Genomic DNA, 13,577 nt, shown 5'->3' with positions numbered 1-13,577 from the left:
CCCCGACTGAGCGGAGCGAGTAGATTGATGCCTTCCAGACCGGGATGGCAGTCGCGACATCTCACTCAACTGGCCAAGGCGCGAACCCGCTGAAAAGCAGGTCGGTTTTCGGTACGGCAAAGCCGCACCGGTCAGGGAGTCGAGGTCTAATGCCTGTAGTGGATGTCGTCGCCGTCACCATGGTTGGCGCCACGGCTGGATGGTTCTTCAAGTGGTTGATCGTCAAAGCACTCGTCACGAAGGCGAAGCCGGAAGACGTGCCGCGGATCGCTGAGGCTGCCTTCAAAAAGACGAGCCGAGGGGATGTTCGGCGCTCAAGCGGGGCCGGCCAGGAGGTCGACCGCAAGTAGAGGGCTGCGAGTAGCCAGTAGAATGGGAATCCCGTGGGCGGCCGTATGGATCGTCGCCGCTCACGGGCCTCAACCCGTACAAGGTGGGGCAGCCGCATTACTGTCCGATCTGGGAGGCCCCGAAGGGGTACACCCCCTGGGGACCAGGCATAACGGTATTAAGTTCTCGCGCTAGCCTGTCCAATGCCGACATGCCACAAAACGGCAGCACGGAGACGTTCGGCGAAGACGGCATCTCCGCTGCCCAGCTCTGGCAACTTGTGCGTACTGAGGCCGGAAACCACCGGCCTGATCGTGACCGGCCCGGTATGCCGGTGCTGTCCCAGATTCGCGGCGACGACGCGGTTGAACAGATCGTTCCTCGCTCTGGTGCCGCATCCGGGGCGTGTGGCCAGTCGACACCGCACGAACGGGACAACGCGCCGTCGGCGGGAATGAGAATCGCGGCGACACACTGCGGGGCGCGCAGCCGGCACCGCGACGGCGGCGTAGACGATCGCGTCATCGTCCTCGCTCCCCTCAGCCATGCCGATGGCGAAGGGGCCACCCGCTCTACGAGAGCGTCGATCTGGGCTGCGGAGATGCAGAGGTTCTGCAGCGATGGAGCCGCCCTTCGCACCATCCCCGCCCTGCTTAAGACACGGAAGTGACGCGGCACAGCACGTGATGTGGCGGCTCGGTGGTCAACTGGACGCCACTGCCTTGCATCTCAACCTCTCTCCAAATGCCATCGACACCGGCGAGCCGGACCCGCACCGCGGCGGCGGGAACACTGGTGTCGGCCGCGGCTTGCGCCAGCATCGCGCGCAGCGTCGGGAGATCGTCGGGATGGCACATCTCGGGCAGATGCCGGTGGGCGGGTAGCGCGACGCCGAGGTCCGCGAAATGGGTTGAAGTCAGGTAGACGTGCTCGTACAAAACGTCGATAGCACACAGGGCGTCCCGCGAAAGCGCAAAGGCGGCGTCGAGATAGCTCGGCGTCTTGTCCGAGTCGGAGCTGGTACCACCCGGGGATTTCAGCCGCATCGTGACCCCGCGCAACCAGGTGTCCGGCCCGGGCGCGATGACGTCCCGGCGGCCGGCCATGCGCAGGTGCACCCGGGCACCGCTGGAGTTGCGTGCAGCGTAGCTGTGGATGATCAGGGCATCCGACGTCGCCGTGCGGAGGGTCTGCAACACGCGCTGGATCCCGGTGCGGTGCGTGCTCTCGACGACTTCGTCGAGCCATTGGACGGCTTCCCGCCAGTGAGGACCTGGGCCCGCCGGTACAGCATTGCCGTACACCTCGAACAGCTCCGGTGACCAGTAGCTGCGCAACTGCTGCTCGGGGCCCGGTGGGGTCACCTGCCATTCCCAACCACCGACCAGCGGAGGCTTGGGCAACGGAGCGTCCGCCGGTCCGTAGCAGCCGAGCACAGCGAGCGGCTGGCCGCTGACCGGTCCGAGAATCGGCCGCACAGCGGTGGACCACCGGTGACCGAAATCCTCCTGGACCTGCGCATGAGGTAGTCCGTCGAGGCACGCTGCACGCATCCGGGGCAGGAGAATCCGGCGCGCGGTGACATCCAGAGAGGACCTCGGCGAGGTCCCCTGATACAGAGCCCGCCCAATGGCAAGTAGGTGAAAGCGCGCGTCGAGCAGGACCCAGTGTCCTGCGCGCTGCCGACGCTGCACCTCGACATTCGAGGCGCTCATTCGACGTAGCCCGCACGCGCCGCTGAGGACAGCCTGAGCGCGCGCGCTCCCCCACCGAACGTGCCGGATCGCGCCCGGCCCTGGACCATCACCTCAAGTCGGGCCGCGAAGTCGCGCCCACATTGCCATTGATCACTGCCCACACCCGCACCCTAATTGGCGGACGCGCAGACAGCCAGCCTGCTCTGAACTCCGCGCCGCAGCGCTTGCCCGAGCAGTCCGCGCCGACCAGACCACCATAGGGGCCACAATTTAATGAGCTACCTCGAAACAACCCCCCAAAAAGGGCAACCAGAGATACGCAACAAATGACACCGCATCGAAATATGTGACAGAATAACCGACGGTCCGAAACCACAGAACGCGGACGCCTCGCATCACTATCGCATACGCGACCATCACTGCAGGTCAGACCCCACCCCCCGGCGTCCAAAGGTGCACCCAGTGCAGGAACGTTAAGCCAAACGGGTGGTCAACATTGCGGTGAGTAAGAAAAGTCCCGAAACCCGGGCGTCACGGTTTGTTAAACGATCACAAGCATGCAAGAGTGCCATCCAGAGGCTCGTTCCCGTTGGTCGCCGGGCGTGGCCGGTCCCTTGAAGAGCTCGCAGCGAAACCCGTTACCGGGTCGCAATAGCACTGCACTCTGACGCGGGAGCGTGATCATCTTCTCAACGCGAGAAGGGCTGGCCGAGCGAGGAGGTTAGGCCAGAAGCGGCCCTAAGCCGTGTGATCCCGGCCCGTGTCGGCGAGTAGAACTGCACGCTCTGCGCAGTTGCGAGCGACGAGACGTGTCGGGGGGACACGCATGGCTAGCCACACTGAACCTGATCGCCACAGCGCGGCGGGAGACGGGCCAATCGTGCCCGTTCCGCCGATCGCCCAATCCATGGTTCCGGCGGAGAGAAACAGCTTCATCGGCCGCGCCGGCTTGCTTGAACAGGGCATGCGGTTGGTCTCGACCGCTCGCTTGGTCACCTTGATCGGTACCGGAGGTGTGGGAAAGACTCGCCTGCTGCTCAGATTGGCCCACAAGCTGACCGAGACAAGCACCTTCAAGCATGGTGTGGTGGTAGTCCGGCTGACCGATATCAAGGAGGATGACGATCGGCTGGAGTCGACGATCACCGAGGCGCTCGGCATCGGGGACAACTCGGCGACGCCTGGCCTGGCCCGGCTTATCGAGCATCTGCGGCACAAGCACATTCTGCTGGCGCTGGACAGCTGCGAGCATTTGATTGGACCTTCAGCCGGATCGGGCCCAGTGTCGCAGTTGCTTAACAGGCTTCTCACGTCCGCGCCGTCGCTGCACGTCGTGACCACCAGCCGGGTCCGGCTTGGTATCCAGGGCGAGAACACGTTGAAGGTCGAGCCCATGTGCACCGGATTGGACGAGCAGGTCGTGCCGCGGTCCAGGCCACGAAGCGGCGGTGACCGGGATGCGCGGCAACAGCATGCTGCCCGGCCACAACGCCCGTGTGACTGCCAGGGTGAGGGACACGAGGCCCGACGTCTCCTGCTGGACCGTGCCGCCGAAATCAGCGTCCACCTAGCGGAGCAGGACCACCTTCTCGCGGACCGGCTCTGCAAGCAGTTGGCCGGCATTCCGCTGGCCATCGAGCTGGCCGCGCGCCGCCTGGACACCATGACCCTGCAGGAGGTCGTAGACTACTACCGCAAGAACCGGCGTCCGCTTCGCCTGCTGGTGGACGGAGATTCGGAACAACGCCATCACCGGACGATGCGCGCGGCGCTGGACTGGTCCTATAAGCGGCTTCCCGAAGCCGAGCGTCAGGTACTCGCCGCGATCTCGGTGTTCGACGGCGGATTCGACATCGAGGGCGCGCAGGCTATCTGTCACAGCCGGAGTATCGAGGACTCCGAGGTGCATGAACTGCTCAGCGGCTTGGTGCGCAAATCGTTGCTGGTGGCGGATGAACACGCCGGCCGGACGCGGTACCGGATGCTCAACCCCATCCGGCACTACGGCCAAGAACTGGTTGAAGCCGCAGGTGAGGAAGCAGCGCTGCGCCAAGCTCACGCCGAGTACTTCGATAAGCTGGCGGCGAGGTGCACCAGGGAGTGGTTCGGGCCAGCCGAGATCGAGTGGATGCATAGGTTGCGCGCGGAAGTGCCCAACTTGCGGGCGGCGCAGGAGTTCTTCTTGGCTGATCCGGCCAGTGGAGAGCGCGGTCTGGAACTCGCGATCCGGCTGAGCCGCACTCGCTTCTTCGTGTTCAGCGGCCTGCTCAACGAAGCGCGCCGCATGCTGGCACTCGGGCTCGACGGACGAGCTGATACCCCGACCGCGCAACAGGTCGCCGGACTATCGATGGCCGCCTGGGTCGCGTTGATCCAGGGCAACCAAGAGTCGGCAGAGCCGCTGATGGCCCAGGCGGAGGAAATCGCGTGCGAACTAGGGATCTCCGACTCGTTCGGTCCGCTGCTGTACAGTCGTGCCACTCAACTCTGGCTCACCGAGCCCGATCAGGCCAAGGCACGTGAGGCAGGAACCCTCTTCGCCCGTGCCGAGCGTGCGTTCCAGGACCACGGTACGGACGGCGACACATTCATGGTGATCCTGTTCGATGGGATGATGTCAGGCTTCCATGGCGATCGCGATACGGCCTTCGCGGCCGCTCAACGCGTGCTCAGGACCGCACGCGCGGCGGGCGCTCAGTGGTGCATTTCGTGGGCTCTGTGGAATTACGCGCTGGCGGAGCTGCAGTTCGGAGATCCTGGCGAAGCCGGCCGGCTGGCGCAAGAGGGGCTCCGTATTCAACAGGCGACTGGGGAGACCTGGGGCAGGATATGGAGCGAGTGGCTCCTCGCCATCATCGCTGCCAAGCTGGGCCTCTATGAGCTAGTGCTGTGTCCATGAACGTTGGCCGGGTTGGCGACACACCGGTCAACGTTCGCGGCTGCTGATCGTCCGCGCCCCAGTCTGGGCGGATGGCAGATTCAGTACGAGCGCGTCGGCTGACCGATCAGGAGGGTCAGCGTCTGCAGAAGATCGTCCGCAGAGGCACCGGATCATCGATCCGGTTGCGGCGGGCGATGGTGATCATGGCCTCGGCCAGCGGAAACACCGTCCCCGCCATCGCCCGCCTGGTCCAAGGCGACGAGGACGCAATCCGCGGGGTGATCCACCGGTTCAACGAGATGGGCCTGGCTTGCCTGGACCCTCAGTGGGCGGGTGGCCGTCCCCGCCTGATCAGCCCTGAGGACGAAGCCTTCATCATCGCGACGGCCACCACGCGACCCGAAGCACTCGAGCAGCCCTTCACCCGCTGGAGCCTGCGCAAACTCTGCGCCTACCTGACCCGCAACCACGGAAACCGACGGGTCACGATAGGCCGCGAACGGTTGCGGCAGTTCCTGCGCAAGCACGACATCACTTTCCAGCGGACCAAGACCTGGAAGGAGACCAACGACCCCGACCGGGACACCAAACTGGCCCGCATCGAGCACGTGAGCAGCCACTTCACCGACCGGGTGTTCGCGTTCGACGAGTTCGGGCCACTGACCATCCGACCGCACCCCGGCGCCGGCTGGACGAAGAAGAACCATCCCGGCAGGCTGCCTGCCAACTATCACAAACTCTGCGGTGTCCGACAGTTCCACGGCTGCTACTCGCTGGGAGACGACACCCTCTGGGGCGTCGTCCGAGCACGAAAATCCGCGGCGAACACCCTGGCCGCACTGAAGTCCATCCGCGCCGCACGCCCGGACGGCGCACCGATCTACATCATCCTGGACAACCTCTCCGCCCACAAAGGCAACGCGATCAGAGCGTGGGCCCACCGCAGCAACGTCGAACTGTGCTTCACCCCCACCTACAGCTCCTGGGCCAACCCGATCGAAGCACACTTCGGGCCGTTGAAGATGTTCGCAGTCGCCGGATCGAACCACCCGAATCACACCGTCGCCACCCGCGCCCTGCACGCCTACCTGCGATGGCGCAACGCCAACGCACGCCACCCCGACGTCCTCGCCTCCCAACGCCGTGAACGAGCCCGTATCCGCAGCGAACGCCGTCACCGGTGGGGACAACGCGCCACACACGCCGCCTGACCAACCCCGCCAACCTATGTGGTCACAGCACTAGCCAGTAAACTGCTCGGCGGGGCGAAGGCGGGCCAGCGGATCACCGAGGCCAGTGTTCTGGGCCTGCTGTCATTCCTGCGTGTGCAGCAGCAGGCGGAGGCCCTGATACGGCGTGAACTCGGCGACGACGAGTTTGAGAACGTTGTAGTTGAAGGTGAATCGCTCGGACCCGCAGAGGTCTACACGCTGGCCACGTCGGCTCCCTTGTCGTCGCCGCGGAAGGCAGCGGTGCAGGAGATGCGGCCTGGTGGCCTGTCCGAGAGAGAATACGAAGTGTCGGGCTTGATCGCCAAGGGAATGCGCAATCGCGAGATCGCCAAGCAACTTGGCATCAGCTTCCGGACAGTGGAAGAGCACATCCGCAGAATCAACCGGAGACTCGGGTTGGCCAATCGTGTCGAGATCGCAGCGTGGTATCTCAAGGAGGAGACTGCCCGGTGATCTCCTGGCCGAGTGAGGCAGCATGGAGCTCCGTGACTGTCAGGTACTGTCATCCGACCCGAGGTTGTCAGCCGTCTGGCCGTAGGAATTGTGCCTGCGCCAGGCATCCGCGGCGGAGATGAGTTCGTCGTAGAGCAGCATGCGCGGGCCACTGCCGCGCATCGCCGAGTTCATCCCGTCGCGGAGGGTTATCTCCGTCCATGAGCAGCTGGCCGGGTCGAGCCACACGTGCCGAGTTTCCATATCCGGCTCGATCACGGCGCTGGCGTACTGCAGCTCTGGGAATCGCCGGGCGAGGTAGTCATGCAGCGGCGGCGAATCGAGGCAAGCCGGCACATGGACCCGGTGTGCCGTCGCTGTGGCAGCCGCGGCGAACGCCAGAATCGCGGCCGCAGACCATCGGTCGTCCGGCGGATCCGGGTTCACCACGTTCCATCCTGACCGCCTGTCCCCGGGTGTTTGTGCCGAGCGTTCACGAGATGCCTAACCTCCGAGTGACACCAGGAGCCGCGTGTAGCCGTTCATGATCGCGGAGGGGATTCGCTGCGTCTCGTGGGAGGCCTCCACGAGGCGGGCATCGGGGAAGGTACTGGTGAGCGCCGTGAACACGATCTGAGTTTCCATGCGCGCCAGAGGTGCTCCCAGGCAGTAGTGAATGCCGTGGCCGAAGCCGAGGTGGCCACCGGTGTCGCGGAGGATGTCGAGGCGATCGGCGTCTTCAAACCGGCGGCGGTCGCGGTTGGCCGTTTGAAGCAAGACCAAGACGATCGCGCCGGCAGGGATCTGGACTCCCCCGACCTCGACGTCCGTCGTGGTGTATCGGTGAGTGGCGGCTCGCACCGGTGAGTCGTAGCGCAACACCTCCTCTATCGCGTTGGGCACCAGCTCAGGTTGCTGCCCGAGCAGGCGCCAGTAGTCACGGTCGTCTTTCAGCAGCCAGCGCACACCGTTACCGATGGTGTTCGCGGTGGTGTCGTGCCCGGCGTTGAGCAGCAGGGCGATGGTCCCGATCAGCTCATCGTGGGTGAGCTGATCGGATTCGTCGTCCCCGATGTGCACGAGCGCGGACAGCAAGTCGTCCTCTGGCTTCCGCCGTTTCTGTTCGATCAGGGTGTCGAAGTACACCTCCAGTTCGTGTGATGCGCGGACCACGACGTCCTGAAGGTCCTCGTTCATCGCCGCGACCCATCCGCGCAGCGGGGTTCGTTCTCCCGCCGGCACGCCGAGCAGCTCGCAGATCACTGTCAGCGGTAGCGGAACCGCCACGGTGTCCATCAGGTCGATCGGCCGATCGCGAGGGAGTTTCGCCACAGTCTCCGCCGTCAGGCGCTCAATTCGTGGGCGCAAACTCTCCACACGACCGCGGGTGAATCCCGCGGCGGCCAGCCGCTTGAGGCGGGCATGCTCGGGATCGTTGCGGAAGATCATGCTCGGCTTGAACATCACCGACATGTCGGTGCCAAGACCCAAGGCTGCCAACTGCCGCTCGATGAGGTTTAGGAGCCCGTCTACGTCCTTGCTCAGCCGGGAGTCGGCCAGCGCGGCCCGTGCGTCGTGGTAGCGGGTGATGATCCAGACCCTAAGACCGTTCTGCAGCGTCACCTCGCAGGCCGGGGTAGCCTCTCGGACCGCGTCGCCGATCCGTAGTGACTCGTTCCAGTACCCGGGGCTGAACAGCGCGGCTTCCGTGGTTGTCATCGTGGGATTCCTCCTCGTGCGCGGCGCCAGCGTGCCCCGGTGACGGCTCTGCTGCCGACGTCGGGTTCTCGTATGCACCCCGGCAGGGCACGCGTACCGCTGTTCAGCATCAGTGATCACGAGTACGAGCACCATCAGGGGAACCACGTAAATTCGGCTTAGCGACCACGTACTCCGAGCTCTAGGGCCACGTAACGCGACCCGTCACACCACGAATCGCTAATTCAAGTTTTCCGCAAGCATCCACGTATAGATCCACCGCTGCACATTGTGATCCCGCGATAATACGACACTTTTTGACGCAATTCGCGGTCGACATGGCCAGAGCATGAGCCTGCACTCAGGCTCCGACAACACGGCCCGTTGACGCTCTGATCAGCCAGTATCACGCAGAGTGCAGCGCCAGGTGGGGCAGCGTGAAGACGCTACGTGCTTCCCCTGACAATCCTTGGAAAATCCCGTGGAGAAAGGGCCAAATACGTGCGGCTGATGCTTTGACAACACCGTTTCCAGCCCTATCGTAAGCACATCGATGAGGCCCTGGTTTGCACTCCCAATCGCTATACGAACCGGGGCGGCAATCACCCAGTCGGGGGACTTCGGCGATGCAGATCGGCGAGATCTTGTGGCGTGGGTGCCATCGACTGCGGGAGGCATACGGGCTAGTGGTGTTGAGGGTGCGTACATCGGAGGCGGACCGGGCGGTCCGGCCCTCGAGCGCACGGCTCGTGATCTGACCACCAGCACCATACGCCGTATGCCTCTCGCTGCGCCTCTGGCAACAGAGGCGGCTGGCGGCTGGACCGACGGGTTGGGGAGGACGCCGTCGTCCAGCCGCGGGTCAGCACACCACAGTCGGCATTCGAGGGAGGCCAGCGTCGGTGTGCCGCGTTCTTCGCGCTTGTCACCTGAGCACGACGGCACCCCGACTCCGGTCACAGCATCTCGGGGAGGAGATGGATGAGGTCGCAGCAACACCCGATGTGGCACTACACCAAGGACGGGCTCGAGTTCCGGATAGGACACAGCCCGGATCGATTGCCGTCGCAAGTTCGCACGTGGCTGATCGGGCCGGCCGGTTCCGGCATCTCGGTGAACGCCGCCGCTGACTTGCTGGCTTTGGACGGCCGCTTCAGCCGTGTGATCGCCAGCCTGACGCAACAAGTTGATCAAGCGCAAAGGCGGGTTCACAAGCTGCGGTCGGAGCGCGAGGACGCTGCGGGAACGTGGTGGTCGACCTCCGCACGGCGCCGACGCGACGACGTCGACCGCATCCTCGCCGATGCGAACACGCTCCACGAGGACGCGCTGTCCTCTTTGAACGAAGCCTGGGTGCTGCAGCGGCTCCTGCGCAGGTTCGTCATCGAACTGGATGCCCCGTACGGCCTGCTGGCCGAAGCGGCCAGGGGGTGGCGGCGATCACCAGCGGTGCCGGGGTCCGTGACCGTCTTTGACGACGAGTCCACGTTTCTCGCGGCAGATTCACGTCGTGGAGATGGGGCTCGCGGCTTCACGCGGGTCATGGGTGACGAATTCGGGGAACAGTGGCGGCGCGATGGCGACGAGGACGACATCGACCCCCTCGACCGAGCTGGCCCATGGACCGTCGGGTACCTCCCGCGCACCGCCGAGATCTACGCGGTCCGGCGCAGCGGCTACCTGCCAGGGCAGGTGTGGCTGCTGGGTTCCCGGTTCGAGGACGTTGCGCAGGCGCACACGCTGCTGGGCAGCATCGAATGGCGCATGCGCGAGCCGAACTCGCTCATTCTGGCGGCCGAGTCAGTGCACGCCGTCCGGTCCTTGCCAGCCTCGGGGCAGCTGTACCCGCCAGCACCGCGTACTCACCAGGCCCAGGCCGCGGCGCGACGGGGCAACAACGACTCGGCCGCGACTGACGACCTCACGCGCAGCGCCCTCGGCGCAGAGGGGGAGTCCTGATGTCGTCACTCGACCACCATGACCACCCTGCCACCGACGAGCACAAGAGCGATCCAATCCGACGAGGGATGCATTTCGTCGGATCCCTGCCCGCAGCACTGTGCCCCACCGCACGCGCAGGGATGCAGTGGATTCTCGATCACGCGGGCACAGCCGCTGTGACCGCGCTACCGAGCGACCGGGACCCACGCTGGATCACCGATTGGCTGGTGGGCCTGCGGGCGCGCGGGGCCTGGGAGCTGATCGTCGACGGCGACTGCTCGGGCTACGACCGTATGCCCATCTACCGGGTCCGCCATGGCTACAGGCTCACGGCGGCCGACGTGGCACCGCACCGCGTCAACGAGGCCGCGGCCGCTTTTGCCGCACGCAGGCAACTCAGCGCACCCGAACTCCCGCCGTACCAGGTGTCGATGCCGGCCCCGCTCGATCTCGCGCTGGTTGCCTTCGGCGTACCTGCCGCGCTCCGGGGTCGCACTTCGCCTCTGGACCGGTTTCGGGTGCTCCGACGCGCCGTGCGGGCCTTGCCGGTGTTCACCGGGGCCGTAGCTGAGGAAATCGAGCAGATCGCGCAGTTGGCCCGAGACGCAGCGGACGAGGTCGTCGTTCAGCTGGAAAGTCCGGCGGTGATGCACGGGTTCGAGAAGGTGCCGCGCCCGTGGTGGCCCGCGGTCACCGCATGGATGGCACAGCAGACCGCCGCCCTGATCTGCCAGACACCTCGCGACGTGGGGCTGGCGCTTCACATCTGGTGCCGGGGCGACCTCGCCCACGAGCCGATGTCCACGCTGACCGACCTGCGCCCCATGGTCGCTGTCCACAACGCAGTCGCCGCCCGCCTGGTCCACGCCGGACGCCCGGTACCCGCCGCGCACGTGGCGTTCTGCGACGGGCGCACCGCCCCGTCGACCAGCCCAGCGAAGTACCACCCGCTGAGCTCCCTACGAGACGACATCCAGTTGCTCGCCGGCGTCGCCGACGAGACCCACCCGGAGGCTTCGACCACCGCTCTGCGGCTGATCGAGCACGCCCTCGGCCGCCCAGTCTCCGGCGTCGGCGCCGCCTGCGGCCTGGGCCGACGCACGCCTGAGGACGCGGCGTCCAACGTCGCCCTCACCTGGCGCCTCACACGGCTTCCCCGCCCCGGCAGGACTCCGACATGACCCGCACGGCACTGAACACCACCACTCCCCCGCCGCGGGAAGGAAGGACATCACGGATGCCACCTACCGCCTACCGCCGGATCTCCCATGTACTGACGATCCTCACCACGTGCGGCGCGCTGCTCACCGGGCCCGCCAGCCCCGCCGACGCCGACGCCCCTCCGCACACGACCTGTCGGGACGTTCGCCTGCCCGTCACCCTGGCCGACTCCACCGCCGCGAACCTGGCCGGGACACTGTGCGAACCCTCCGGCGCACAGACCGTGGCCGTACTGATCCCCGGGATCACCTACACCCGCGCGTACTGGGATTTTCCCTACCAGCCCGAGAGATACTCGTTCGCCCGCGCGGCGAACCGAGCCGGATATGCCACCCTCGCGATCGACAAAATCGGCACCGGGGCCAGCACCCGCCCGGCGAGCACGCGGGTTTCCCTGCACGTCAACATCGACAACCTCCACCAGGTGGTGCAGGCGCTGCGCGCAGGCCGCCTCGGCCAGCAGTACCCGAAGGTGGTAGCGGTGGGCCACTCCTACGGTTCGATCATCGCCCACGCCGAAGCCGGGATCCATCACGACGTCGACGCGATCGTGACCACCGGGATCAGCCACCGCCTCAAGCTCGTGACGAACGTGGCCCAGCTGCTCCTGCCCGGCAGGCTGGCCGCGCTCGATCCCCGGTTCGCCGGGAAGATTTTCGACCCCGGCTACCTGACAACCAGCCCAGGGCAACGGGCCGTGTTCTACGACGCCCGGACCGCCGATCCCGCGGTGGTCGAGAAGGATGAACAGCTCAAAGACACCTACTCGCTGACCGACCTGGCGACTTTCCTGCCGGAGTTCCTGGTGGCGACCTCGCGTGGCTACAACGGCCCGGTCCTGGTCGTCAACGGCGACTCCGACCAGACCATGTGCGGCATACCGCCGCTGGGAGGCCCGTGCAGCAGCGGCGCGGCTCTGGCCGCCGACGAACGCCACTTCTACGGCCCCCGCTCCACGGTCGACGGAATCGTCGTGCCCGCCACGGGACACGACATCGCCTTGTCCACCACTGCACCGTCGACCACCGCGCAGATTCTTCAGTGGCTCTCCGCGCGCGTGCCAGCCACCGACTGACCCGACCGTAAGCCCGCCTGGGCCCGAACAGGAGCAATAGCCCGTGAAAGAACTTGAGGACATCGCCGCCACAGCTCAGGCAGGCTGGCTGGCTACCGCGCTGAACGACCACCTCGATGTGAGGGAGGTGGGGCTGCAGCGTCAGACTTTCGTCCACGGCGGTTCCCATGCCGGCGTGACCGCCCGGTGGGTGGTCATGCCGCCCGGACACATCACAGTGATGCATCGTCATCCGGACAGCGTCATCGTGGTCAGCGTCGTGCGCGGGCACGCGACCACGCTCGCCGTGTCACCCACGCTCGAGCTGATGCCGGAGCCACACGGCCCCGGAGACGTGATCATCATCGACCGCGGGGTACTGCACCTGGCCGCCAACTTGTCTGATTCCGAACCGGTTGTGGTCAGCGAGATCGGCACCAGCGAGCATTTTCACCACGACGTCATCCGGCACGAGGAGTGGGACAACTCGGCCAGACAACTCAGCCAGCACTTGCGCGAGAAGTTCCACGAACCTGAGGACGGCCAGGAAACCGTGGCGGATCTGCTCATCGAGCGTCTGCTGCCCGATTACACGAGCACCCGGTGACGATGACCGTGTGCTCTGCCACCCGGCGCCGCACTGTCTGCACGAGACGGTGCGGCGTCGGGACCTCCCCGAGCGCGCACAATGACGGTGGGATCGGCGCTCACGGCTCAGGGTAAGCAGCCTGGGCTCCGAGTCATCCCTGCCGCGTCGTGCACCGGCGGCGACCAGGAGGTCACCTGGGCCGCCCAGCACCCAAGAAATGCCTCAGCGAGGCACGATCGAGCACCATGCCCGTTCAGCAACATGTCCGAGCAATCGGCCATACACCCGGGCCGACACGTCGCCATGCAGATCGAAACGACAATTCATCGCAGATGGGTAGCACTCACGAGAAGTTAGCCCAACCACGATCTGAGACCCATTCGCAACCCTGGCTCACATCGCACCAGGGGAGATTGTCGCGACCAAAATGTCCCAGCCATAGACATGTTCTCTCCCGAACGGAAAGCTGTTGACATGGCCATTCAAGGCGCTGCACAGTGGG

At 65.6% G+C, this 13,577-nt stretch carries 11 protein-coding genes; 8 read left to right on the top strand and 3 right to left on the bottom strand.

Annotation, left to right across the window (positions count from 1 at the left end; all coding sequences use genetic code 11):
* Positions 1–158 precede the first annotated feature (158 nt).
* Entirely contained in the window at positions 159–350 is a 192-nt protein-coding gene (locus tag L3Q67_RS25885) for a hypothetical protein (protein ID WP_499184065.1), read from the top strand.
* Positions 351–983: 633 nt separating this feature from the next.
* On the opposite strand, the gene L3Q67_RS25880 is transcribed toward L3Q67_RS25885, so the two are convergent.
* The gene (locus L3Q67_RS25880; RefSeq protein WP_499184064.1) at positions 984–2,045 is read right to left on the bottom strand and encodes a hypothetical protein; all 1,062 of its coding nucleotides are present in this window, start codon (positions 2,043–2,045) and stop codon (positions 984–986) included.
* A gap of 862 nt (positions 2,046–2,907) precedes the next feature.
* Between L3Q67_RS25880 and L3Q67_RS25875 the strand changes: the two genes are divergently transcribed.
* The 3 genes from L3Q67_RS25875 (at position 2,908) to L3Q67_RS25865 (ending at position 6,593) form a co-directional block, all read left to right on the top strand.
* Positions 2,908–4,926, top strand: a complete 2,019-nt coding sequence (locus tag L3Q67_RS25875; protein ID WP_499184063.1) for an ATP-binding protein — start codon at positions 2,908–2,910, stop codon at positions 4,924–4,926.
* Positions 4,927–4,997: 71 nt separating this feature from the next.
* Positions 4,998–6,119, top strand: coding sequence for an IS630 family transposase (locus L3Q67_RS25870; RefSeq protein WP_499184062.1), 1,122 nt, complete (start codon positions 4,998–5,000; stop codon positions 6,117–6,119).
* Positions 6,120–6,137: 18 nt separating this feature from the next.
* Complete coding sequence (locus L3Q67_RS25865) at positions 6,138–6,593, top strand: helix-turn-helix transcriptional regulator (protein ID WP_499184061.1); 456 nt, start codon at positions 6,138–6,140, stop codon at positions 6,591–6,593.
* A 39-nt stretch (positions 6,594–6,632) separates the two neighbouring features.
* Here L3Q67_RS25865 and L3Q67_RS25860 read toward each other — a convergent pair whose 3' ends face one another.
* Together L3Q67_RS25860 and L3Q67_RS25855 are read right to left on the bottom strand one after the other, a co-directional pair.
* On the bottom strand, positions 6,633–7,022 hold the full coding sequence (locus L3Q67_RS25860) for a hypothetical protein (RefSeq protein WP_499184060.1): 390 nt from the start codon (positions 7,020–7,022) through the stop codon (positions 6,633–6,635).
* Between the two features lie 54 nt (positions 7,023–7,076).
* A complete protein-coding gene (locus L3Q67_RS25855; RefSeq protein ID WP_499184059.1) occupies positions 7,077–8,291 on the bottom strand; it encodes a cytochrome P450 family protein in 1,215 nt (404 codons plus the stop codon).
* Between the two features lie 981 nt (positions 8,292–9,272).
* Between L3Q67_RS25855 and L3Q67_RS25850 the strand changes: the two genes are divergently transcribed.
* From L3Q67_RS25850 to L3Q67_RS25835, 4 genes are read left to right on the top strand one after another with little or no spacing between them, the layout of a single operon-like run.
* Entirely contained in the window at positions 9,273–10,229 is a 957-nt protein-coding gene (locus tag L3Q67_RS25850; protein ID WP_499184058.1) for a hypothetical protein, read from the top strand.
* Positions 10,229–11,392 (top strand): hypothetical protein, encoded by a 1,164-nt coding sequence (locus tag L3Q67_RS25845; RefSeq protein WP_499184057.1) that lies wholly within the window; start codon positions 10,229–10,231, stop codon positions 11,390–11,392. The genes L3Q67_RS25850 and L3Q67_RS25845 overlap by 1 nt, the downstream gene beginning before the upstream one ends.
* A gap of 56 nt (positions 11,393–11,448) precedes the next feature.
* A complete protein-coding gene (locus L3Q67_RS25840) occupies positions 11,449–12,507 on the top strand; it encodes an alpha/beta hydrolase (protein WP_499184056.1) in 1,059 nt (352 codons plus the stop codon).
* Positions 12,508–12,550: 43 nt separating this feature from the next.
* The gene (locus L3Q67_RS25835; RefSeq protein ID WP_499184055.1) at positions 12,551–13,093 is read left to right on the top strand and encodes a cupin domain-containing protein; all 543 of its coding nucleotides are present in this window, start codon (positions 12,551–12,553) and stop codon (positions 13,091–13,093) included.
* Positions 13,094–13,577: the final 484 nt, after the last annotated feature.

The organism is Saccharothrix sp. AJ9571 (assembly GCF_021725495.1).
Taxonomy (GTDB): domain Bacteria; phylum Actinomycetota; class Actinomycetes; order Mycobacteriales; family Pseudonocardiaceae; genus Amycolatopsis; species Amycolatopsis magusensis.
This window is presented reverse-complemented; position numbering and strand designations above follow the sequence as displayed.